This is a genomic window from Roseicyclus salinarum, from assembly GCF_029624655.1.
GTDB lineage: Bacteria > Pseudomonadota > Alphaproteobacteria > Rhodobacterales > Rhodobacteraceae > Roseibacterium > Roseibacterium salinarum.
Genome location: NZ_JARRSA010000003.1, coordinates 172,379 through 194,696, shown reverse-complemented (window position 1 = coordinate 194,696; position 22,318 = coordinate 172,379). Strand labels below are relative to the sequence as shown.

The 22,318-nt window shown below is 69.8% G+C and carries 24 protein-coding genes; 10 read left to right on the top strand and 14 right to left on the bottom strand.

The genetic code is table 11. From position 1 onward, the window contains the following. The 3 genes from P6F26_RS03420 to P6F26_RS03410 all read right to left on the bottom strand — a co-directional run. Positions 1 to 334 (bottom strand): DUF6497 family protein (locus P6F26_RS03420; protein ID WP_278027239.1); only part of this gene is annotated, 334 nt, incomplete at its 3' end. 2 nt (positions 335 to 336) lie between these two features. Beyond that, the gene (locus tag P6F26_RS03415; protein ID WP_278027238.1) at positions 337 to 750 is read right to left on the bottom strand and encodes a RidA family protein; all 414 of its coding nucleotides are present in this window, start codon (positions 748 to 750) and stop codon (positions 337 to 339) included. Between the two features lie 33 nt (positions 751 to 783). Then, positions 784 to 2,316 carry an acyl-CoA carboxylase subunit beta gene (locus tag P6F26_RS03410; RefSeq protein ID WP_278027237.1) on the bottom strand — a complete coding sequence of 511 codons (1,533 nt, stop codon included), beginning with the start codon at positions 2,314 to 2,316 and terminating at the stop codon, positions 784 to 786. A gap of 226 nt (positions 2,317 to 2,542) precedes the next feature. On the opposite strand from P6F26_RS03410, the gene P6F26_RS03405 reads away from it, so the two are divergent. From P6F26_RS03405 to P6F26_RS03395, 3 genes are all read left to right on the top strand, one after another. Further along, positions 2,543 to 3,760: a multidrug effflux MFS transporter gene (locus P6F26_RS03405; protein WP_278027236.1), complete on the top strand. Its 1,218-nt coding sequence runs from the start codon at positions 2,543 to 2,545 to the stop codon at positions 3,758 to 3,760. Positions 3,761 to 3,826: 66 nt separating this feature from the next. Further along, positions 3,827 to 5,221: a helix-turn-helix domain-containing protein gene (locus P6F26_RS03400; RefSeq protein WP_278027235.1), complete on the top strand. Its 1,395-nt coding sequence runs from the start codon at positions 3,827 to 3,829 to the stop codon at positions 5,219 to 5,221. Positions 5,222 to 5,301: 80 nt separating this feature from the next. Continuing rightward, a complete protein-coding gene (locus tag P6F26_RS03395) occupies positions 5,302 to 5,817 on the top strand; it encodes an SRPBCC family protein (RefSeq protein ID WP_278027234.1) in 516 nt (171 codons plus the stop codon). A gap of 105 nt (positions 5,818 to 5,922) precedes the next feature. On the opposite strand, the gene P6F26_RS03390 is transcribed toward P6F26_RS03395, so the two are convergent. The 5 genes from P6F26_RS03390 to P6F26_RS03370 all read right to left on the bottom strand — a co-directional run bounded on the left by P6F26_RS03390 (position 5,923) and on the right by P6F26_RS03370 (position 9,651). Then, positions 5,923 to 6,162, bottom strand: coding sequence for an HP1242/YdcH family protein (locus tag P6F26_RS03390; RefSeq protein WP_278027233.1), 240 nt, complete (start codon positions 6,160 to 6,162; stop codon positions 5,923 to 5,925). A 93-nt stretch (positions 6,163 to 6,255) separates the two neighbouring features. Next, the gene (locus P6F26_RS03385) at positions 6,256 to 6,948 is read right to left on the bottom strand and encodes an HAD family hydrolase (RefSeq protein ID WP_278027232.1); all 693 of its coding nucleotides are present in this window, start codon (positions 6,946 to 6,948) and stop codon (positions 6,256 to 6,258) included. 127 nt (positions 6,949 to 7,075) lie between these two features. Continuing rightward, positions 7,076 to 8,059: a DMT family transporter gene (locus P6F26_RS03380; RefSeq protein WP_278027231.1), complete on the bottom strand. Its 984-nt coding sequence runs from the start codon at positions 8,057 to 8,059 to the stop codon at positions 7,076 to 7,078. Between the two features lie 46 nt (positions 8,060 to 8,105). Beyond that, entirely contained in the window at positions 8,106 to 8,711 is a 606-nt protein-coding gene (locus tag P6F26_RS03375; protein ID WP_278027230.1) for a LysE/ArgO family amino acid transporter, read from the bottom strand. Between the two features lie 193 nt (positions 8,712 to 8,904). After that, the gene (locus P6F26_RS03370) at positions 8,905 to 9,651 is read right to left on the bottom strand and encodes a YebC/PmpR family DNA-binding transcriptional regulator (protein ID WP_278027246.1); all 747 of its coding nucleotides are present in this window, start codon (positions 9,649 to 9,651) and stop codon (positions 8,905 to 8,907) included. A 143-nt stretch (positions 9,652 to 9,794) separates the two neighbouring features. On the opposite strand from P6F26_RS03370, the gene P6F26_RS03365 reads away from it, so the two are divergent. After that, positions 9,795 to 11,567, top strand: coding sequence for an SLC13 family permease (locus P6F26_RS03365; RefSeq protein ID WP_278027229.1), 1,773 nt, complete (start codon positions 9,795 to 9,797; stop codon positions 11,565 to 11,567). A gap of 7 nt (positions 11,568 to 11,574) precedes the next feature. On the opposite strand, the gene P6F26_RS03360 is transcribed toward P6F26_RS03365, so the two are convergent. From P6F26_RS03360 to P6F26_RS03340, 5 genes are all read right to left on the bottom strand, one after another. Continuing rightward, positions 11,575 to 12,000: a hypothetical protein gene (locus P6F26_RS03360; protein WP_278027228.1), complete on the bottom strand. Its 426-nt coding sequence runs from the start codon at positions 11,998 to 12,000 to the stop codon at positions 11,575 to 11,577. A 31-nt stretch (positions 12,001 to 12,031) separates the two neighbouring features. Beyond that, positions 12,032 to 13,813, bottom strand: coding sequence for an SLC13 family permease (locus tag P6F26_RS03355; protein ID WP_278027227.1), 1,782 nt, complete (start codon positions 13,811 to 13,813; stop codon positions 12,032 to 12,034). Between the two features lie 95 nt (positions 13,814 to 13,908). Next, positions 13,909 to 14,814 carry a DMT family transporter gene (locus P6F26_RS03350; RefSeq protein ID WP_278027226.1) on the bottom strand — a complete coding sequence of 302 codons (906 nt, stop codon included), beginning with the start codon at positions 14,812 to 14,814 and terminating at the stop codon, positions 13,909 to 13,911. Continuing rightward, positions 14,811 to 15,623, bottom strand: a complete 813-nt coding sequence (locus tag P6F26_RS03345; RefSeq protein WP_278027225.1) for a TIGR00282 family metallophosphoesterase — start codon at positions 15,621 to 15,623, stop codon at positions 14,811 to 14,813. The genes P6F26_RS03350 and P6F26_RS03345 overlap by 4 nt, the downstream gene beginning before the upstream one ends. 45 nt (positions 15,624 to 15,668) lie before the next feature. Continuing rightward, the gene (locus P6F26_RS03340; RefSeq protein ID WP_278027224.1) at positions 15,669 to 16,256 is read right to left on the bottom strand and encodes a 5-formyltetrahydrofolate cyclo-ligase; all 588 of its coding nucleotides are present in this window, start codon (positions 16,254 to 16,256) and stop codon (positions 15,669 to 15,671) included. Positions 16,257 to 16,373: 117 nt separating this feature from the next. Here P6F26_RS03340 and P6F26_RS03335 point away from each other — a divergent pair, with 117 nt between their 5' ends. The 5 genes from P6F26_RS03335 to P6F26_RS03315 are packed head-to-tail and all read left to right on the top strand — an operon-like array spanning position 16,374 to position 19,676. Next, entirely contained in the window at positions 16,374 to 16,988 is a 615-nt protein-coding gene (locus P6F26_RS03335; protein ID WP_278027223.1) for a VOC family protein, read from the top strand. Then, the gene (locus tag P6F26_RS03330) at positions 16,985 to 17,458 is read left to right on the top strand and encodes a GNAT family N-acetyltransferase (protein WP_278027222.1); all 474 of its coding nucleotides are present in this window, start codon (positions 16,985 to 16,987) and stop codon (positions 17,456 to 17,458) included. The genes P6F26_RS03335 and P6F26_RS03330 overlap by 4 nt, the downstream gene beginning before the upstream one ends. Positions 17,459 to 17,518: 60 nt before the next feature. Next, positions 17,519 to 18,220, top strand: a complete 702-nt coding sequence (locus P6F26_RS03325; RefSeq protein WP_278027221.1) for a J domain-containing protein — start codon at positions 17,519 to 17,521, stop codon at positions 18,218 to 18,220. 6 nt (positions 18,221 to 18,226) lie between these two features. Then, the gene (locus P6F26_RS03320; protein ID WP_278027220.1) at positions 18,227 to 19,273 is read left to right on the top strand and encodes an endonuclease/exonuclease/phosphatase family protein; all 1,047 of its coding nucleotides are present in this window, start codon (positions 18,227 to 18,229) and stop codon (positions 19,271 to 19,273) included. A 43-nt stretch (positions 19,274 to 19,316) separates the two neighbouring features. After that, on the top strand, positions 19,317 to 19,676 hold the full coding sequence (locus P6F26_RS03315; protein WP_278027219.1) for an AAA+ family ATPase: 360 nt from the start codon (positions 19,317 to 19,319) through the stop codon (positions 19,674 to 19,676). Positions 19,677 to 19,697: 21 nt separating this feature from the next. On the opposite strand, the gene P6F26_RS03310 is transcribed toward P6F26_RS03315, so the two are convergent. Continuing rightward, positions 19,698 to 20,231 (bottom strand): TetR/AcrR family transcriptional regulator, encoded by a 534-nt coding sequence (locus P6F26_RS03310; RefSeq protein WP_278027218.1) that lies wholly within the window; start codon positions 20,229 to 20,231, stop codon positions 19,698 to 19,700. Between the two features lie 222 nt (positions 20,232 to 20,453). Between P6F26_RS03310 and P6F26_RS03305 the strand changes: the two genes are divergently transcribed. Beyond that, on the top strand, positions 20,454 to 22,292 hold the full coding sequence (locus P6F26_RS03305; RefSeq protein ID WP_278027217.1) for a M3 family oligoendopeptidase: 1,839 nt from the start codon (positions 20,454 to 20,456) through the stop codon (positions 22,290 to 22,292). The last annotated feature ends 26 nt before the right edge of the window (positions 22,293 to 22,318 follow it).

Sequence of the window (22,318 nt, the reverse complement as noted above, 5' to 3'; positions counted from 1 at the left end):
CGGGCGGCCGCGCGGCCGCGCCAAGCGCCGCCAACCCGAAGCGCGCGCAGGCCCAGTCGTGGTCGGAATGGCCGGCCGCGGCGCCCGGCGCGGGCAGGTCCGGAACCACCATCCTGACGATCAGCCAGTCCTCCGAGGTGAAGGGCTGCGTCTCGGTCGTGACGCCGCACAGCCGCGCCTCGCGGCCGGAGGGAAGCGTGTAGGCCTCGTCCGAGGGGCAGGCCGCGTCCTGCACCGCAGGCAGCCTGAGCGCCGCCACGGCCAGACCGGCCGAGGCGACGGCCGCCCCGAGGGCCAGCCATCCGAACGGCGAAAGCGGAATGGCGCGCAGCATCCTCAGCCATTCCCGTCCTGCCCGGGCCGCCGCGCGACGCAGTCGATCTCGACCAGCGCGCCGACCGCAAGCGCGGTGACACCGATCGTCGTGCGCGCGGGAAGGCGCCCCTCGGGAAAGAAGCCGCGATAGGTCTCGTTGAAGGCCGCATAGTCACGCTCGAACCGGGTCAGGTAGGCGCGCATCTGGACGACGTGCGACAGGTCGAGGCCGACGCCCGCAAGCACGACGCGAAGGTTTTCCATCACCCGTGCCGTCTGCGCCTCGATGCCCTCGGGCAGGGGCGCGTCGGGCGCTTGCGGATCGGTCGGCATCTGGCCGGTCAGCATGACCCAGCCGTCCGCCTCCACCGCGTGCGAAAAGGGCGCGACGGGGCGCGGGCCGCCCGTGATCATGTGGAATTTGGGCTCTGTCATCTCACGCTCCGGCAGAACGGGCTGATCCCGCCCTCAAAGCGGGATGTTGTCGTGCTTCTTCCACGGCATCTTCTTCTGCTTGCGCCGCAGCATCGCGAAGGCCTTGCAGACGCGCCGCCTGGTCGAGCGGGGCTGGATCACCTCGTCGATGAAACCGCGCTCGGCGGCGACGAAGGGATTGGCGAAGGCGTCCTCGTATTCCTTCGTGCGCCGGGCGATCTTCTCGGGGTCGCCAAGCTCGCTGCGATAGAGGATCTCGGTCGCGCCCTTCGCGCCCATCACCGCGATCTCCGAGGTCGGCCACGCATAGGAGATGTCGCCACGCAGATGCTTGGAGGACATCACCACATAGGCGCCGCCATAGGCCTTGCGGGTGATCACCGTCACCTTGGGAACCGTCGCCTCCCCATAGGCGAACAGAAGCTTCGCGCCATGCTTGATGACGCCGCCGTATTCCTGGCCCGTCCCCGGCAGGAAGCCCGGCACGTCCACGAAGGTCAGGATCGGGATCTCGAAGGCGTCGCAGAAGCGCACGAAGCGCGCGGCCTTGCGCGCGCTGTCGATGTCGAGCACGCCCGCGAGCACCATCGGCTGGTTCGCCACGACGCCCACGGTCTGCCCCTCGAGGCGGATGAAGCCCGTGACGATGTTCTTCGCGAACTCTTCCTGGATCTCGTAGAAGTCTCCCTCGTCCGCGACCTTCAGGATCAGCTCCTTCATGTCGTAGGGCTGGTTGGGGTTGTCGGGCACCAGCGTGTCGAGGCTTTCCTCGACGCGGTCGGGATCGTCGTAGAAGGGCCGCACCGGCGGCTTCTCGCGGTTGGAGAGGGGCAGGAAATCGATCAGGCGGCGGATCTCGGACAGCGCCTCGACGTCGTTCTCGAAGGCGCCGTCGGCGACGGAGGACTTGCGCGTGTGGGTCGTGGCGCCGCCCAGCTCCTCGGCCGTGACATGTTCGTTGGTGACGGTCTTCACGACGTCGGGCCCGGTCACGAACATGTAGGAGGAATCCTTCACCATGAAGATGAAATCCGTCATGGCCGGCGAATAGACAGCGCCGCCCGCGCAGGGCCCCATGATGAGGCTGATCTGCGGCACCACGCCCGACGCCTCGATGTTGCGCTGGAACACCTCGCCATAGGCCGCGAGCGAGGACACGCCTTCCTGGATGCGCGCGCCGCCCGAGTCGTTGATCCCGATGACCGGCGCGCCGTTCTGCATCGCCATGTCCATGATCTTGCAGATCTTCGCGGCATGGGTCTCGGACACCGATCCGCCGAGCACGGTGAAATCCTGGCTGAAGACGTAGACGAGACGCCCGTTCACGGTGCCCCAGCCCGTCACCACGCCGTCGCCGCGCGGCTTGGCCTCCTGCATCCCGAAATCGACGCAGCGATGGGTGACGAACATGTCGTATTCCTCGAAGCTGCCCTCGTCGAGCAGGAGGTCGATCCGTTCGCGCGCCGTCAGCCTGCCCTTGGAGTGCTGGGCGTCGATCCGCTTTTGCCCGCCGCCAAGCCGCGCTTCCTCGCGGCGGCGTTCAAGCTGAACAAGGATGTCTTTCATCGGCGTCCCCTCCGTGGCGTTTGCCCGTGTCGCGCCCGGCCTCGCGGGGGCCGGTTTTCCCGCACCCTAGAGACGCCCTTCGGCACAGGCGAGCATTCTTTGGCATATTTGCAAATTTATTCGCAATACAGTGGTGCAATATGCAAATCCGCAAAGCGCGGAGCGCCCTTCCTCTGTGCGTCAGGGCACATGGACAAGGTGGCAGCCGCAACCTAAGCCCTTCTTCATGTCCACATCTCCCATGGTGCGCTTTCTCGACCGCGCCACTCCGCCCCACATCTTCACGTTGATCGTTCTGACGGGTCTCGGCGCGCTGTCGATGAATATATTCCTGCCCTCGCTGCCCGCGATGACGGACTATTTCCAGACGGACTACCGGCTCATGCAACTGTCGGTCGCGCTCTATCTGGCGGTGAACGCGCTCCTGCAGGTCCTCATCGGGCCGATTTCGGACCGGTTCGGGCGCAGGCCCGTGCTGCTCTGGGGCATCGCGATCTTCCTCGTCGCCACGCTGGGATGCCTTGTCGCGCCCACGATCGAGATCTTCCTCGCCTTCCGGATGCTGCAGGCCGTCATCGTCGTGGGCCTCGTGCTCGGCCGCGCCGTCGTGCGCGACATGTATCCGCAGGACCAGGCGGCCAGCCAGATCGGCTACGTCACCATGGGCATGGCGGTCGTGCCGATGATCGGCCCCGCGATCGGCGGCGTCCTCGACGAGACGCTGGGCTGGCAGGCGAACTTCTGGCTGCTCGCGCTCATGGGCGTCCTCGTGCTGGCGCTCACCTGGCGCGATCTCGGCGAAACCGCCGCGCGCGGCTCGGCCAGCTTCGCCGAGCAGTTCGCCCAATACCCCGAGCTTCTCGCCTCGCGCCGGTTCTGGGGCTACTGCCTCGCGGCGGCCTTCGCCTCGGGCGCGTTCTTCGCCTATCTCGGCGGCGCGCCCTACGTCGGCTCCGAGGTCTTCGGCCTTTCCGCCGCCGAGGTCGGCATCTACTTCGGCGCGCCCGCGCTCGGCTACTTCTTCGGCAACTTCATCTCGGGACGATTTTCGGTGCGCGTCGGCATCAACGGGATGATCCTTTGGGGCACGATCATGTCCGCGACCGGTCTTGTCCTGTCGCTCCTGCTGTTTCTTGCGGGGTTCAAGACGGCGCTGGTCTTCTTCGGCTTCATGACCTTCGTGGGCTTCGGCAACGGCATGGTGCTGCCCAACGCGACCTCGGGGATGCTGTCGGTGCGCCCGCACCTGGCGGGCACCGCCAGCGGCCTCGGCGGGGCGATCATGATCGGCGGCGGCGCCGCGCTCTCGGCGCTGGCGGGAGCGCTGCTGACGGGCGGAAACGGGGCCTACCCGCTGATCTGGATCATGCTGGCCACCTCGCTAATGGCCGTGGGCTCCATCCTCTACACGATCCGCCGCGAGCGCGAGGTCGTCGGCGCCTGACGCGGGCCTTCCAGGCCTTTGCAAAATCGGCTAGGCCCTTTTGCAAATCCTCGGGAGGCCGCGCCGATGTCGTCACGCAAGCTCTACGCCGGATCGAAGCTGCGCGAAGTGCGCACGCGCCTCGGCCTGACGCAGAAAGACTTCGCCGCCAAGCTCGGCGTCTCCCTGCCCTACCTCAACCAGATGGAGAACAACAACCGGCCCGTCTCCACCGCCGTCGTGCTGGGGCTCGCGCAGGAATTCGGCCTCGACGTGACCGAGCTGGGATCGGGCGACACCGAGCGGCTGGTCTCGGACATGCGCGAGGCGCTGGCCGATCCCGTCTTCGCCGAGGCCGCGCCGCCCCTGTCGGACCTGCGCCTCGCGGCGTCGAACGCCCCGGCCCTCGCGCGCGCCTTCCTCGATTTGCACCGCGCCTATCGCCAGACCCATGAACGCCTCGCCTCCCTCGACGAGGCGCTGGGACACGACAGCCGCGCCATGCAGAGCCCCTGGGAGGAGGTGCGCGATTTCTTCCACTACTGCGACAACTACATCGACGCCGTGGACCGAGCCGCCGAACGCTTCGCGGGCGAGGCGAAGGGCGATCTCGCGGTCCATACCGAGGCGGTGCTGAGCGGCATGGGCATCGCGCTGCGCAAGGCCACAGGCGACGGCGTGCGCCGCTACGACCGGCAGGCCCGGATCCTGACGCTCTCGCCGCGCGCCGCCCCCGAGACGCAGCGCTTCCAGCTTCTCCACCAATATGCGCTGCTCGCGCAGGCGCCGCTTCTGGAGGCCACGCTCGACCTCGCGCGTTTCACCACCGAGACGGCGCGCGAGATCGCGCGGATCGGCATGGCGAACTACTTCGCCGGCGCCGTCCTGATGCCCTACACCCGCTTCGCCGACGCCGCCCGCGAGACGCGCCACGACCTCGAGCGGCTCTCGATCCAGTTCGGCGCCTCGATCGAACAGGTCGCCCACCGCCTCTCGACCCTCCAGCGCCCCGGCGCGAAGGGCGTGCCCTTCTTCTTCGCGCGCGTCGATCAGGCGGGGACGGTCACGAAACGCCATTCCGCGACGCGTCTGCAGTTCGCCCGCTACGGCGGCGCCTGCCCCTTGTGGAACGTCCACCAGGCCTTCGAGACGCCGACGCGCTTCCTGCGCCAGCTCGCCGAGACGCCCGACGGCGCGCGCTACGTCATCCTCGCCCGCGACGTCTCCAAGACCGGCGGCGCATGGGGCACACCCACCCGCCGGCACGCCATTTCGCTCGGCTGCGAGGTCGTCCACGCGCCCCAGCTCGTCTACGCCGACGGCCTCGACCTCGACCGCGAGACGGCCTTCCAGCCCATCGGCATCTCCTGCCGGATCTGCGAGCGCGCCCATTGCCACCAGCGTGCCGTCCCCCCCCTCGAGCGCCAGCTGCGGGTCGATCCCGACCACCGCGGCACCCTGCCCTACGAGATCGTGCAATGACGCGCGGGCCGCATTGCAGATTGACGGGGCGCGCGCCCGCGGCTTACGCCTGAGCCAACGACGACACGGAGGAAGTCATCATGGAAATGCATGCGACGCGCACGCTAAACGCCGACCGGGCCACCGTCTGGGAGGCCCTGAACGACGCGGACGTGCTCAAGGCCTGCATTCCCGGCTGCGAAGAGCTGACGGGCTCGCCGGACGAGGGTTTCGAGGCCGTGGTCAAGCAGAAGGTCGGCCCCGTCAAGGCCACGTTCAAGGGCGCCGTCACCCTGTCCGACGTCGTGCCGGGCACCAGCTACCGCATCGCGGGCGAGGGAAAGGGCGGCGTCGCGGGCTTCGCCAAGGGACATGCAGACGTGCGCCTCGCCGACGCGGACGGCGGCGGGACGGATCTCAGCTACGACGTGGATGCGAAGGTGGGCGGCAAGCTCGCGCAGCTCGGCTCGCGCCTGATCGACAGCTTCGCGAGAAAGATGGCCGACCAGTTCTTCGAGCGCTTCCAGGCCCACGTGGAAGGCGCCCAGGACGTAACCCGCGAGCCTCTGGAAGACGACGACAGCGGCGACAGCGGCGACGTGGACGCCAAGGACTGACGCGCGAAGGCCGCGGCGCATCTGCCCGCGGCCTCCGGCTTCATCCTTGCACGAAACTCCGGGGGAGCCGCCGCAGGCGGCGGGGGCAGAGCCCCCTTCCCTCGGTCACGCTCCGGCCAGCATCCCCGCGATCTCGTCCTTCAGGCGCATCCGCTCCTTGCGCATCTCGGTCTCCGTCGCCTGGTCCACGGGCTCCACGCCCGTCTCGGCGCGATGCACGGAGCGGTTCACGTCGTGATAGGCCTCCATCAGCTTGGCGAAATGCGGGTTCGAGACCTTGAGCTCGTGGATCTTCTCCGCGTCCTGCGGGAAATCCTGGGCCAGTTCGTGCGGGGTGTGGGACATGCGTGTCTCTCCTATGCCAACATCACCCCGACCCTAGCCGCGCGCGCCTCCTCCCGGCCTTGAGCCAGATCAACCCCGGGGCCCGCGGCGCCCTCATTCGGCGGCGGTGTTCACCTCGCCGCGCCACGCCCGCGCCAGCGCCTCGGGCGTCAGCACATGCGACATCGGGCAGCCGCCGAACTCCTCGGGCTCGGCCTCGGCAAGCCGCCCCGGAAAGGCCAGCACGGGAAGCCCGGCCAGCCGCGCGGCCTGCGCCGTGGCCGGCGTGTCCGCCACCACGACCGATCGCCCCCGCCCGACCGCGAGCCGTTCGACCGCCAGCGCCATCGCCTCCGGGTCGGGCGCCATGCGCGCCACGTCCGAGCGCAACACCGCCACGTCGAAGGCGATGCCCGCCCGCCCCCGCGCCGTGGCCTTCAGCAGCGCGGTGACCTGCTGCGCCTCGGCCCGGCTCACCAGGGCGAGCCGCAGGCCGCCCCGCGCGGCCCAGGCCAGCACCCGCGCCACGCCGGGGCGCAGCGGCACCTCCTCGGCCAGCATCGCGGCAAAGAGCTTCCGGTGAGTGGCGTCGAGCGCGTCGGCCTCGACCACCTGGCCGAGATGGGCGGCATAGCGCGCCGCAAGCTGCCGGTCGCCGCCCGGCCGCATCAGCTCGGCATAGGTGTCCCACGACCAGTTCCACGGCACGTCGTGCATGCGGAACGCGCCGTTCCACGCCGCGCGGTCGATCTCGGCGCACTCGGCGACGCTTCCCATCCCCCCGAATATGACGGCTTCCAATGTCATGCCAACCTCCGCTTTCGCCAAGGCAACGCAGGCAAACATGGGCAACAAGTGACCGCCGCCAACATTCCGCGGCGCAGCATGGCTCGTTGGTCTCAGGCTGTGCGGTTGCGGCGCGCGGTGCCCAAATTCAGGGCGGCCCGCGCATGTCCCCGCGCGTGTCCGATGCCGCCGCCGCCCCGTAGCCCGGCGCCGAGCCCGCCGCGGCCACCCTGCGACGCAGCTGCGCCTCGCGAAGCGCGATGTAGCTGACCGAGGCGATGATCATCGCGCCGCCGAGGATCACGAAGACGTCCACCGGCTCGGCAAAGACCAGCGCGCCCAAGGCCGTGGCCCAGACCAGCTGCAGGAACGTCACGGGCTGCGTCACCGTCAGCGGCGCGGCGCGGAAGGCCAGCGTCATCGTCAGGTGCCCCCCCGTGGCGAAGACCGCCGTAAGGAAGAGCCAGCCAAGATCGCCCCAGCCGACCGGCACCCAGACCGCGTAGGCGAAGGGCGCAAGCGCCAGCGTCACCGTGACCGACAGCATGAACACCACCGCGGGCGCCGGCACCTCGTCGGCGAGGATCTTAGCCAGGAGGTATCCCACCGCGAAGGAGGCGGCCGTGAACAGCATCGCGAAGTGCCCCGGATCGAGCTCGCGGAAACCCGGCCTCAGGATCACCAGCGCGCCGATCAGCGCAAGGACGACCGCACCGATGCGCCGCGCCGAGATCCGTTCGCCAAGGACGATCACGGCCAGAACCGTGACATAGACCGGGTTGAGGTAGTTCATCGCCGTCACCTCGGCGATGGGAATGCGCGTCATGGCGTAGAACCACGAGATCACCCCAAGCGCATGGGCGGCCCCCCGCAGCCCGAACAGCTTCAGGACCCGCGGCGTCAACGTCGCCGCCCGCATCGCGGGGATCATCGGCACGAGGAAGACAAGCCCCAGAACGTAGCGCAGGAAGGCCGCCTGCGCGGCGGGAACGTCATCACCCACCATCTTCACCGTCGCCGTCACCGCCACGAAGCAGAGGCCCGTGACGAGCATCCAGAACACGCCGATCACCGGGCGGCTTCCGGGCGCCGAGGCCGCGGCCTTGTCGGAGATGCTGGGAGTTTCGGACATGATGGGCGCCACAACATCCCAAAGCCGGCGCGACTGCAAGCCCGCCTCAGGCGCCCAGCGCCAGCTTCGCCGCAAGCCCCAGCATCGTCGCGCCCACCACCGCGTCGAGCACGCGCCACGCCGCGGGCCGCCCGAAGACCGGCGCAAGCAGCCGCGCGCCATAGCCGAGCGCGGCGAAGAACAGGCACGACGCCGCCAGCGCCCCCGCCCCGAAGGCCCAGTGGTCGGGCCGGTACTGCGCCGCCACCGCGCCGATCAGGCCGACCGTGTCGAGGTAGACGTGCGGATTGGCCCAGGTGATCGCAAGCGCGGCCCCCAGGGCCTGCCGCAGTTCCGTGCCGGGCGCCCCCTCGGCCCGCATGGCGCCCTCGCCCGCAAGCGCCGCCTTCAGGGCGCGCGCGCCGTAGACCACGAGAAACGCCACCCCGCCCCATCGCATGGCCTCCAGCGCCCAGGGCACGGCGCGTCCGAACGCCTCGAACCCCGCCACGCCAGTGGCGATCAGCAAGGCCTCCGAGAGGCAGCAGACGACCACGACCGGCGTCACATGCTCGCCCCGCAGCCCCTGCCGCAGGACGAACGCGTTCTGCGCCCCGATGGCGAGGATCAGGCCGAGCGACAGCGCGAAGCCTGCGGTGAACGCGACGCTCATCTTCCTTCCCCGCCCATGTCCGGGACCCGCAGGACCGGAGGGCGCATCGGCCGCCCTGGGCCCGCGCCCCTCCTTCATCCTTGCAAAAAACTCCCGCCGGAGGCACCGGCGCCGCCGAGGGGCCTTCAGGTCCCGCAGGCGGCGCCTCCCCCTCGTCCGGGGCGGGTTCGGCGATCCGCAGCCCCCAATGGCCTCAGGCCGAGAGCTGCTCCATGATCTCGTCGGAGATCTCGAAGTTCGCCGTCACCGTCTGGACGTCGTCGTCGTCCTCGAGCGCCTCGATCAGCTTCAGGAGCTTCTGGGCATCCTCGAGCCCCAGATCCGTCGTCGTGGTCGGCCGCCAGACCAGCTTGGTGGTCTCGCTTTCGCCCAGCTGCGCCTCGAGGGCGGTGGAGACGTCGTTCAGGTCGGTGTCGCCACACCAGACGACGTGGCCTTCCTCCGAGCTCTCCACGTCCTCCGCGCCCGCCTCGATCGCGGCCATCAGCACCGTCTCCGCGTCGCCGGCGTCGGCGGGGTAGACGACCTGCCCCTTGCGGTCGAACATGAACGCGACCGAGCCCGTCTCGCCGAGGTTGCCGCCATGCTTGCCGAAGGTCGAGCGCACGTTCGAGGCCGTCCGGTTACGGTTGTCGGTCATCGCCTCGACGATCACCGCCACGCCGTTCGGGCCATAGCCCTCGTAGCGGATTTCCTCGTAGTCCTCGCCGTCGCCGCCCATCGACTTCTTGATGGCGCGGTCGATCACGTCCTTCGGGACCGAGCTGGCCTTGGCCTCCTTCACGGCGAGGCGCAGGCGCGGGTTCTTGTCCGGATCGGGGTCGCCCATCTTGGCGGCGACGGTGATCTCCTTGGCGAGCTTGGAGAAGAGCTTGGAGCGCGCCGCGTCCTGCCGCCCCTTGCGATGCTGGATGTTCGCCCATTTGGAATGGCCGGCCATGGGGTCCTCAAATGTCATGCTGTCCTGAGCGCGCTCATTAGCGCAAGGCGCGGGGCTTGGGCAATGGGGGGCGGCGCAGGGGGCCGGCGGGACGCACGCGCCTTGCGCTTTCGCCGCGGGACCTCAGCGCCTAAGGTCCCCCCATGACGCAAGACCAGACCATCCTCTTCGCGCTCTTCGCCGGGGTCTTCGCCCTCCTCCTCTGGGGCCGGTTCCGCTATGACATGGTGGCCTTCGGGGCGCTCCTGCTGGCGGTGGTGCTTGGCATCGTGCCGGCCGAGCGCGCCTTCGCGGGCTTCGGGCACCCCGCGGTGATCGTCGTGGCGCTGGTCCTCGTGGTCTCGGCGGGGCTGGTGCGCTCGGGCGCGGTGCTGCTGATCACGCGGACGCTTATCGACGCCTCGCGCGGCCTCGGCGCGCATATCGCGATCATGGGCGGCGTCGCGGGCGTGCTTTCGGCCTTCATGAACAACGTGGCGGCGCTGGCGCTCCTGATGCCGGTGGACATCGCCACGGCGCGCAAGGCGGGCCGCGCGCCCGGTCTCAGCCTCATGCCGCTCAGCTTCGCCACGATCCTCGGCGGCATGGCCACCCTCATCGGCACGCCGCCCAACATCATCATCGCCACCTTCCGGGAGGACGCGCTGGGCGCGCCGTTCTCGATGTTCGACTTCGCGCCCGTCGGCGCGACCGCCGCGGTGGCGGGCCTCGTCTTCGTGGCGCTGGTCGGCTGGCGCCTGATCCCGGTGCGGGATTCGGGCGTCGGCGGCGACCGGATCGAAGAGCTGAAGCCCTACATCGCCGAGTTGCGCCTGCCCGCCGACGCGGCCTTCGCGGGCCAGCGCCTGCACGACCTCGAGGAGGAGACCGCGAAGGCCGACGTCGCGCTGATCGGCGTGGTGCGCGACGGGCGGCGGCGCTACGGGACGGGTCGCACGATGAAGCTCGCGCCCGGCGACGTCCTCGTGATCGAGGCGACGCCCGAGGCGCTCGAGGAATTCCGCGCCTCCCACGGGCTCGAGGCGCCGAAGGCAGAAAGCGGGGCCGACGCGCTGGGAAACGGCGTGGCGCTGGTGGAGATGGTCGTGCCCGAGGGCGCGCGCATCGACGGCAAGACTGTACAATCGGTGGGCCTCGCGTGGCGGCAGAACACGACGCTTCTTGGCATCGCGCGCGCGGGCGAGCGCATCACGCGCGCGCTCAGGCGCACGGTAATCCGGCCCGGCGACATCCTGCTTCTGCTCGCTCCCGCGAACCGGGCCGAGGACGTGGTCTCGTGGTTGGGCGGCATGACGCTGGCCGACCGGGGCCTGACGGTGACGCAGGAGGGCAAGACCTGGGCGGCCATCGCTCTTTTCGCGGCGGCGGTTCTGGCCGCGGCGCTGGGGCTGATCTACCTGCCCGTGGCGCTCGGGGTCGTCGTCGTGGGCTTCGTCGCGATGCGGGTCGTGCCCCTGTCCGAACTCTATGACCGGATCGAGTGGCCGGTGGTGGTGCTGCTCGGCTCGATGATCCCGCTCGGCGCGGCGCTCGAGGAGGCGGGCGGCACGACGCTGATCGCCAATGCGATCGTGGATCTGACCGGCGGCTGGCCGGCATGGGCGATCCTGACGGTGCTGATGGTGGTGACGATGACGCTGTCGGACATCCTCAACAACACGGCGACCGCCATCGTCGCGGCCCCCGTGGCCGTCACCATGGCCGACCGCCTCGACGTGAACCCCGACGCGTTCCTGATGGCGGTCGCGGTCGCGGCCTCGGCGGCGTTCCTCACGCCCATCGGCCACAAGAACAACACACTGGTCCTCGGCCCCGGCGGCTACCGCTTCGGCGACTACTGGCGCATGGGGCTGCCGCTTGAAATCCTGATCGTCGCGGTCTCGGTCCCGGCGCTGCTGGTGTTCTGGCCGCTCTGAGGGGCGTTCAGTCCCGCGCGCGGGCGGGCGGCGAGGCGAAGGTCCAGGCGCGCCCGTCCGGGGCGGTGATCTCGACCCGAGCGTCGGGCGCCACGGCGTCGGGAAGGCCGAGGGCGGTGAAGACCTCCTCCATCACGACCCGCAGCGGGTTGGTGCCCGTCTCGCCCTCGACCCGGTAGTCGAGCGCGGCGGCGCATCCCCCGAGCCGCCCCTCGCCCGACACCGTCGTGCGCCCGTTGGATGCGGGCACGACCGCGACCGGGCCGGTGCAGGTCTCGCCGTTCGACAGACGCACCTCCAGCGTCGATCGGTCGAGCGACACCTCGACGGGGCGCGGCGGGGCGGTGGCGCATCCGGTCAGGACGGCGACCACGACGATCAGCACGAAGGCGTCGGGAAACTTCTCGCGCAGTCGGATCAGAAGGCCTGGCATGGGCTGGCTCCTCGGCAGGGCGGTGGATTCCCTACAATGGCCAGATAAGCGGAATGGCGAGGCAGACCACAACCCCCATCGAAAGATTGAGCGGGATGCCGATGCGCATGAAGTCGGTGAACTTGTACCCGCCGGGGCCGTAGACCAGCATGTTGGTCTGGTAGCCGATGGGCGTGGCGAAGCAGGCGGAGGCCCCGATCATCACCGCGACCAGGAGCGGGCGCGCGTCCACGCCGGTCGCGTCGGCCAGCGCTATGGCGATGGGCGCCATGATCACGGCGATGGCGTTGTTGGACACAAGCTCGGTCAGGGTCGAGGTGATGAAGTAGACCGCCCAGACAAGAAGCACGGGCGACATGTCCTCCAGTCCCGGCGCCACGCCGCCCACGATCAGCCCCACCGCCCCGGTATGCTCCAGCGACGCGCCGACCGCGAGCATCGCGAAGATCAGCGCCAGAAGCCGCCCCTCGACGAAGGAGAACGCCTCGTCCGCGTCGATGCAGCCCGTCAGAAGGACGACCGCCACCGCCACGACCGCCAGCGCGAGGATCGGCGCGACGTTGAAGGCGGCGAGAACCACGATGCCTGCCATGGCGGCCACGGCGATGGGCGACTTGTCCCGGCGGTAGGCGCGTTCGGACGGGGCGGAGACGTCCACCAGTTCCATGTCGGCCGCAAGACGCTCGATGTCGGCGGGCGCTCCCTCCAGAAGCAGCGTGTCGCCGACCCGCACCACCAGATCGTCGAGCTGGCGCCCGATGTTCTGGCTGCGCCGGTGCACGGCAAGCGGGTAGACCCCGTAGCGCCGCCGCAGGCGCAGGTTGCCGAGGCTTCGGCCCACCATCCGGCATCCGGGCGTGATCAGGACCTCCACCGTCGTCGTGCGCACCTCGCTCAGCTTCTCGACGGTCTTCAGCTCCTTCGACTGCTGGAGGCCGAGGACCTCGGCCATGTCGGTGCGCAGGACCACGCGGTCGCCCACCTGCAGCTCGACCCCGGACATGTCGCGGCGCAGCGAGGCGTCGCCGCGCAGCACGTCGATCAGGCGCACGCCGTCGCGCTTGAAGAGGTCCACGTCGTTCACGTTGCGCCCGATCAGCGCCGACCCCTCGGGCACCGCGACCTCGGTGAAGAACTTCGCGCGGCTCCGCCCGCCGCCGAGCATCGCGGCCAAGGACGTGCGCTCGGGCAGGACGTGCCGGCCGAAGAAATAGAGATAGATCATCCCCCACGCCACGACGATCAGGCCGATGGGGGTGATCTCGAAAATCGAGAAGGGCTCGATCCCGCGGGTGCGCGCAACGCCGTCCACCAGCAGGTTCGTCGAGGTCCCGATCAGGGTGAGCGTGCCCCCGATGATCGCGGCATAGCTGAGCGGGATCAGGTATTTCGAGGGCGCGCGCCCCGCGATGCGGGCGACCTGCACGAAGACCGGGATCATGATCACGACGATGGGCGTGTTGTTCATGAACGCCGAGGCGACGGCGACCACGACCATCAGCGTGGCGATCGCGCGGGCCGGACTGGAGGCGGCGCGGGCCTCGGCCTGCTTGACGAGACGGTCGAGCGCGCCCGTGCGCACGAGCGCGCCCATCACGATGAACATCGCCACGATGGTCCAGGGCGCGGGGTTCGACAGGACCGACAGCGCGTCCTCGTAGGGCAGAAGCCCCAGCACGAGCAGCAGACTGACCGTGCCGATGGCGACGACCTCGGTCGGCCAGCGCTCGGCGAGAAAGAGCGCGAACATGACAGCGAGGATCACGAGCGCAAGGACGCCCTCCCCGGTCTGCGACAGGTTGAGATCGAGCATTCAAGCTCCCTGGCCACCCCGAGGGTCCCCGCCCCGGCTCCGGCACCCATCATTGACGGAGGCCCGCGCGCCCTGCAAGCGGCGTCTGCGTGATGTCAGGCCGGCACGCGCGCCGGGGCCGCGGGACGCGGCTGGACGAGGAACAGGCCCGAGAACATCACCGCGATGGCGCCCCAGACCCAGCCCGAATAGGTCTCGCCCAGCAGGAGCCAGGCCCAGAGGATGCCGAAGGCCGTGACGAGGTAGCTGACCTGCGCGGCGAAGACGGCGCCGGCGCGCCCCACCATCCAGACGTAGCCCGCATAGGCGAGCGCGTGGGCCACCGAGGACCCAAGGATCGCGAGGTCGGGCCCGCCCCATGGCGGCATCGGCGAGATCCACTGACCGGTCATCACCGCGAGCGGAGCCGCAAGCGCCGCGCCGACCAGCGATGCCCCCAGCAGCACCTGCACGGGATCGAGGCCCTCGGTGCCGAACCGCGCGACGAAGTTGCCTTCGACCGCGTAGAAGGCCGGCGCCACCAGCGCCATCGGCAGCCACCAGACCATCGCGGGGTCGGGCAGGCTGGTCTGGGGGAGCGCGATCATCAGGATCGCCACGAAGCCTAGCAGAAGGCCCGTGAAGCGCATCGCCGAGAACCGGTCCATGCCCAGCGCCAGCGCGACGGGGAACGCCATCATCGGCACCAGCGACAGCACGATCGACAGGATCCCCGAGGGCAGGTGGATCGCCGCGGTATAGCTTGCCGAGTTGGGCAGGAGCGTGCCGATCAGCGCGATGATCGCATAAAGGGCGACGTGCCGCGCCTCCCGGGGCAGGCGGCGCCCGCGCAGCCTGTTGATCAGCGCAAGCAGCGCTCCGCCCAGCACGAACTGCCAGAAGATGATGCCGAAATGACGGTAGCCCTCGGACACCGCGATCTTGGCGAAGGGCTGCGTGATCCCCCACGCCGCGCCGATGGCCACGAGAAGGGCGATCAGGATCAGGCGGTCCCGGCTCAAGGGCCGGCCGGCTGCAGGCGCCCGCCGACGCGGACAGGGGCCACGCGCGTCGCCGCGCCGGTGCGGTCGTCGGTTTCGACGTAGACGCCCGAGAGGGTCGCGGCATCGGCGGCGGGGGTGAAGCGCTCCTTCGGCATCCCGGTGACGAAGCGGCGCAACGGCTCGTCCTTCTGCATCCCGATCACCGAGTCGTAGTCGCCGCACATCCCCGCATCGCTGAGGTAGGCGGTGCCGCGCGGCAGGATCATCGCGTCTGCGGTGGGCACGTGGGTATGCGTGCCCACGACAAGGCTGGCGCGGCCGTCGCAGAAATGGCCGGTCGCCATCTTCTCGGACGTCGCCTCGGCGTGGATGTCCACGATCACGGCCTGCGCCAGACCGCCGCGCGGATAGCTCCTGAGCGCGGCGTCGAGCGCCGAGAAGGGATCGTCGAAGGGCCGTTTCATGAATACCTGTCCCAGCGCCTGCGCGACGAGGACCTTGCGCCCGCCCGGCGCGTCGAACAGGCGCGCCCCCTGCCCCGGCGCGGACTTGGCGTAGTTGAGCGGACGCAGCACGCGCGGCTCGCCCGATATGAACTGCAGCATGTCGCGCTGGTCGAAGGCGTGATCGCCCAGCGTCAGGACATCGGCCCCGGCCTCGAGCAGCGCCCTCGCATGGGCGGCCGACAGCCCCGCGCCCGAGGTCGCGTTCTCGCCGTTGACCACGACGAAGTCGAGCCGCCACTCCGATCGCAGCCGCGGCAGCGTCCCGGTGACGGCCGCGCGGCCGGCGCGGCCCATCACGTCTCCGAGGAAAAGGATCTTCATGGCTAACCGATTAGGCGCTTGGACGGGGCGCGTCCAGCGGCGAAGTCAGGGATGCAGGACACCCATCTCGGTCACGAGCGCGTCAAGCGGCTGGTCGGTGGCGTCGGCGGGAAGTTCGTGCACCTCCTGCGCAGCGAAGGCGAAGCCGATGGCCCGCACCGGCGAAGCGCCCGCGCGCGGGGCGGCGCCCCGCAGCCGCGCCAGCGTCCGGTCGTAGAATCCCCCGCCATAGCCCAGCCGGTTCAGCCGCCGGTCGAAGGCCACCAGCGGCACGATCAACGTGTCGGGCGTCAGCCACTTGCCGGTTTGCGGGATCATCGCGCCGAAGGGCCCTTCGGCCATCTCGACGCCCGGCCGCCACTCGCGGAAGTCGAGCGGCAGGCCCCGGTCCACGATCACCGGGACGCAGATGCGCGCGCCCATCGCGTGAAGCGCGGCCATCGCCGGCACCGGGTCGAGTTCGGTGCGGATCGGCATGTAGCCCGACACGACGCGACCCTCGGGCGCCCCGATTTCGGACAGAAGCGCGCGCGTTGCGGCGGGCACCGCGCGTGCGGCTTCGGCGAAGGCCTCCTTGCGGGCCGCGAAGGCCGCCTTGCGCAGATCGGCCTTGAGATCGGACAGGTTCGTCATGACCCGATGAAATCCCGGCAGGCGTCCGGGCGCAACCTGCGGCGCGACGCAAGTGCCGCCTTTTCCACCACGCCGTCGCGCGGTATCGGGGAAACGGCAGGAACGACGGAGACGAAAATGCTTGTCCTCGACCATATCGCGGTCTCGACCGAGGCGCTCGAAACCGGCACCGCCGAGATCGAGGCGGCGCTGGGGCTGCCGCTCGCGCCCGGCGGGCAGCATGCGGCAATGGGGACTTGGAACCGTCTGCTGTCGCTCGGGCCGGCCGAGTATTTCGAGCTGATCGCGATCGAACCGGGCGCGCCCGGCCCCGCGCAGCCGCGGTGGTTCGACCTCGACCGTTTCGCAGGCGCCACGCGCGCCACTACATGGATCTGCCGGACGCCCGACCTGGCGGCCGCGCTGGACGCCGCGCCCGAGGGCGCGGGCGTGCCTTGGGACCTGCAGCGCGGCGACCTGAGCTGGCGAATGGCGGTGCCGCGCGACGGCAGGCTGCCCTTCGGCGGCCTGTTTCCCGCGATGATCGAATGGCGCGGCGAGGCGCATCCCGCGCCGCGGCTTCCCGACCGGGGCGCGCGGCTGACCGGTCTGCGCCTGTTCTCGCCCGAGGCCGAGGCCCTGCGCGCCACTCTCGCCGCCATGATAGACGATCCCCGGATCGAGGTGCTCGCGGCGGAGGTCCCCCGCATGGAGGCCGTGATCTCGACGCCGCGGGGCGAGGTCGTGCTGTGATCCGGCCGGCGCGGCCAGGAGATGCGCCCGCCATCGCGGCGATCTGGAACCGGGTCATCCGCGAGACGGTGGCGACCTTCACGACCCTCGAGAAGGACGAGGCCGACCTCGCGCGGCAGATCGCCGAGGGCGCGTCCTTCAACGTGGCCGACGACGCGGGCGACGTCGCGGGGTTCGTGACGGCATTCCAGTTCCGCGGCGGGCCAGGCTATGCGCACACGTTCGAACACTCCGTCCACGTCGCCGAGGCGGCACGCGGGCGCGGCTTCGGCAGGGCGTTGATGGCCGCGGCCGAGGCCGACCTCAGGGCGCGCGGCATCCACTCGCTGTTCGCGGGCGTCTCGGGCGAAAACGTGGCCGGCATCGGCTTTCATGCGGCCCTCGGCTACCACGAGGCGGCGCGCCTGCGCGAGGTGGGCTGGAAGTTCGGGCGCTGGCACGACCTCGTGCTGATGCAGAAGATGCTCTGACCCGGGCCCTGCGTCGGCTTGGCCCTGACGTTCCGGCAACCTTTGCGCTAGAAGATGTCCATGTCGGTCTGGACCCGCATATCCGAGGCGCTGGCCGCCATTCGCAAAGGCGAACGGCTTTCGGCCGTTTTCGAGCGGTTGCGCACGCCGCCCGAGCGCAGCGTGGCCTTCACGATCGCGGTTATCGCGCTCGGCGCGAAGATGGCCAAGGCGGACGGCCGCGTCACCCGCGACGAGGTCACGGCCTTCCGCGAGGTGTTCCGCATCCCGCCGTCCGAGGAACGCGCGGCGGCGCGGGTGTTCAACCTCGCCCGCGAGGACATCGCGGGGTTCGAGGATTACGCCGCGCGCATCGCCCGGATGTTCCGTAGCGACGACGCGCCCTGCGGGCAGGACAGCGTGCTGTGCGACCTGATGGAGGGTCTGTTCCACATCGCGGCCGCAGACGGCACCTACCACCCCGAGGAAGAGGCCTTCCTTGCGCGGGTGGCCCTGATCTTCGGCATGGACGAGGCGCATTTCCGGCGGATGCGCGCGCGCCACGTTCCGGGGGAAAGCGACGCCTACGAGGTTCTCGGCGTGGACCCCGGCGCAGAACTGGAGGCCGTCCGCGCCGCCTGGCGCGCCGAGGTGCGCGCGACCCATCCCGACCGCATGATGGCGCGCGGCGTGCCGGAGGAGGCGACGAAACTGGCCGAGAAGCGGCTGGCGGCGATCAATGCGGCCTGGGACGCCATAAGGGCCGAGCGCGGGGCGGCGTGATCGGCGATGCGCGTGGCCACCTACAACGTCGAGTGGTTCCACGCCGTGTTCGACCCGCCGGGCAACCTCCTGCGGGACGGCGCGCCCTCGGCGCGCGAAGGCGTGACGCGCGCCGAACAGATCGACGCGCTGACGACGGTCTTCAGGGCCATCGACGCCGACGCGATCCTCGTGGTCGAGGCGCCCGACATCTCCCCCCGTCATGACGGCATCGCGGCGATTGCGAACTTCGCGGCGGCCGCCGGCATCCGTGCCCGCGCGCCCCTCGCCGGCTTTCCGAACGAGACGCAGCAGGAACTGACGCTGCTCTACGATCCCGACGTGATCGCGGCGCGGCACGACCCGCTGGGGCCCGTCGCCGGAAAGCATGGCCGAAGCCCCAGCGGAGTGGCCGCGCCCCGCTTCGACACGTCGTTCCGCATCGACCTCGACATCGACGCGACCGAGGACGTCGTCACCTTCTCCAAGCCACCGCTGGAGGTCGCGCTGAGCACGCCACTGGGCGACATCCGCTTCATCGGCTGCCATGTGAAATCGAAGGTGCCGCATGGCGCGGAGAACGCGGCCGAGGCCATGACCATCGCCATCGCCAACCGCCGCAAGCAACTGGCGCAATGCATCTGGCTGAGGCGGCGCATCGAGGAGCATCTGTCGGCTGGCGACCGGCTGATCCTGGCCGGAGACCTCAACGACGGCCCCGGCCTCGACGAATACGAGCACCTCTTCGGCCGTTCCGGCGTCGAGATCGTGGCGGGCACCGACGCGCTGCCCGAGGCGCGGCTGTTCGACCCTCATGCCGGGCGCGCGCTTCAGAGCCGGGTCGCCGCCCAGCCCACGACGGCGCGGTTCTTCATCGCCTCCGAGAACCGCTGGCTCTCGGCGCTGCTCGACTACGTCATGGTTTCGCCGAACCTGAGGCCCTGCGCGCGGCGGTGGCGGATCTGGCATCCGTTCGACGACCGCGACTGCCTCGAGGACGCGGCGCTGCACAGGGCGCTCCTCATGGCGTCCGACCACTTCCCCGTGACGCTCGACCTGGCCGCGGAGGACTGAGCCCCCCTTAACGGACGCGGCCCCCTGCACTATGTTCGTCCACATGAGACGCATCGTGCCGACCGCCCTGATCTGCCTCGCGCTTGCCGTCCCCGCCACGGCGCAGGAGGCCCCCGAAACCGAAACGGAACGCGGCTTCGACCTTTTGCGCGAGGGCTCTCGCATGATCCTCGAGGGGTTGATGGACGACATGCGCCCCATGCTCGAGGAGGCGCGGCCCTTTTTCGAGGAGGAGATGCTGCCGTTCCTGGAGTCGCTCGGAACGCTGATCGACGACATGACGGCCTACGAGATGCCCGAACGGCTGCCCAACGGCGACATCATCATCCGGCGCAAGCCCGACGCACCGCCCCTGCCGGACACCGGGCAGGATGTCGGCGAGGGTGGCGAGGTCGAGCTCTAGCGGCCGGACGCGCGCGGCCCCTCACGTCGCGATCAGACGCGCCAGTGCCGCAAGCTCCGCGTCGCCAAGGTCGCGTTCCTCGGGACGCGCCATCATCAGGCGGCCGACGGCGGACCAGTAGAGCATCCGCGCCCGCGCGCCGACCTCGGCCTCGGCGACACCCAACGCCGCGAGCACCTGCTCGGCGAAGCGGAGGCGGCGCCAGTCGACGGCAGCCACGCACTCGGCCACGTGCGCGTCCGTCGTGGCCCATGCGCGCACCGCGCGCTCCAGCCCGGCGCCGGACCGGAACGCCCGCCGCATCAGGCCGTCGAGCTGCGAGGCCGCGTCGCCCTCGCGCACGGCGGCGCGCAGAAGCTCGGCCGTGGTGCGGTCGGTCCAGTGCGCGATCAGGTCGCGCCTGAATGCGTCGAGATCCTCGAAATGCCAGTAGAAACTGCCCCGCGTCACGCCAAGATCCGCCGCCAGCGTCTGCGCCTTCAGCGCGCCGTGCCCCTTCTCGGCGAGTTGCCCCAGCGCGAAGTCGAGCCAGTCGGCCTTTTCGAGACGGGTCATCGCGGCCTCCATGCAGATGTGTCCGGACGCCTCGGTCGGACAGGGCGAAGCGCCATGCGCGACTGTATGGCGGCCTACGCCGCCGTGTCCAGCCGCACCCGCCGGCCCCGCGCCGCGCGGAGACGGTCGGCGTGGAACACGACGTCATGATCCCCGCAAGGGTTGAGACCCGCGCCGGGCAGGCGCATATCTGGGCGAACGATGTTTCCCAGCGAGGTTTCCATGCGCCTGCCCTTTCCCGCCCCCGCCCCCACGCCCCTCAAGGACGCCGCAGCCGAGGCGGGAGGCGCGCCGCTGGGCGAGCTGCCGGATTGGGACCTGAGCGATCTCTATGCCGCACCGGACGCGCCCGAACTCGAACGCGACCTCGCGTGGCTCGAGACCGAATGCGCCTCCTTCGCCGGGGACTACGAAGGCAAGCTGGCCGAGCTGTCGGCGGAGGATCTGCTGGCCTGCATCCGGCGCTACGAGACGATCGACATAAAGGCGGGCCGCGTCATGTCCTACGCCGGCCTGCGATACTACCAGCAGACCACGAACCCCGAGCGGGCCAAGTTCATGTCCGACATGCAGGACAGGATCACGACCTTCACCACGCCGCTCGTCTTCTTCGGACTGGAGTTCAACCGCATCCCCGACGACCGCTACGACGCGCTCATGGAAGGCAACGCCGACCTCGCGCGCTACAAGCCCGTGCTGGACCGGATGCGCGCGATGAAGCCCTACCAGCTTTCGGACGAGCTGGAGCGCTTCCTGCACGACACCTCCGTCGTCGGCGCAAGCGCATGGAACAAGCTTTTCGACGAGACCATCGCGGGCCTGTCCTTCGAGGTGGACGGCGAGACGCTCGGCATCGAGGGGACGCTGAACCTTCTGACCGAGCAGGACCGCGCAAAACGCGAGGCGGGCGCACGCGCGCTGGCCGAGACGTTCGAGGACCGCCTGCCCCTCTTCGCACGCGTGCACAACACGCTGACCAAGGAGAAGGAAATAACCGACCGCTGGCGCAAGCTGCCCTCGCCGCAGATGTCGCGCCACCTTGCGAACCACGTCGAGCCCGAGGTCGTCGAGGCGCTGAGGAACGCGGTCGTCGCGGCCTATCCGCGCCTCAGCCACCGCTACTACGCGCTGAAGGCCAAGTGGCTCGGCCTCGACAAGCTGCAGGTCTGGGACCGCAACGCGCCGCTTCCCATGGAGGAGACGCGGATCGTCGGCTGGGACGACGCGCGCAAGATCGTGTCGGACGCCTACGCGGGCTTCGACCCGAAGATGGCGGAACTGGCCGAGCCGTTCTTCACCGACGGCTGGATCGATGCGGGCGTGAAGGAGGGCAAGGCGCCCGGCGCCTTCGCGCACCCGACCGTCTCGGACGTTCACCCCTACGTCATGCTGAACTACCTCGGCAAACCGCGGGACGTGATGACGCTGGCCCACGAGCTTGGCCACGGCGTCCACCAGCGCCTCGCGGCGGGCCAGGGCGAGCTTCTGTCCTCGACGCCACTGACGCTGGCCGAGACGGCAAGCGTCTTCGGCGAGATGCTGACCTTCCGCAAGATGCTGTCGGAGGCCGCCGACGACGCGCAGCGCAAGGTTCTGCTGGCCGGCAAGGTCGAGGACATGATCAACACGGTCGTGCGCCAGATCGCGTTCTACGACTTCGAGTGCAAGCTGCACGAGGCCCGGCGCGGGGGCGAGTTGACGCCCGACGACATCAACGCGCTCTGGATGAGCGTGCAGGGCGAAAGCCTCGGGCCGGTCTTCGAATTCATGGAGGGCTACGAGACCTTCTGGGCCTACATTCCGCATTTCGTCCACTCGCCCTTCTACGTCTATGCCTACGCCTTCGGTGACGGCCTCGTGAACGCGCTCTATGCCGTCTACGAAGAGGGCGCGCCGGGCTTTCAGGAGAAGTATTTCGAGATGCTGAAGGCCGGCGGATCGAAGCACCACAAGGAGCTTCTGGCGCCCTTCGGACTCGACGCGACCGATCCCGCCTTCTGGGACAAGGGGCTTTCGATGATCGAGGGCCTCATCGACCAGCTCGAAGCGATGGAGCACTGACATAACGCGTCCCGCATTCCTTGCGA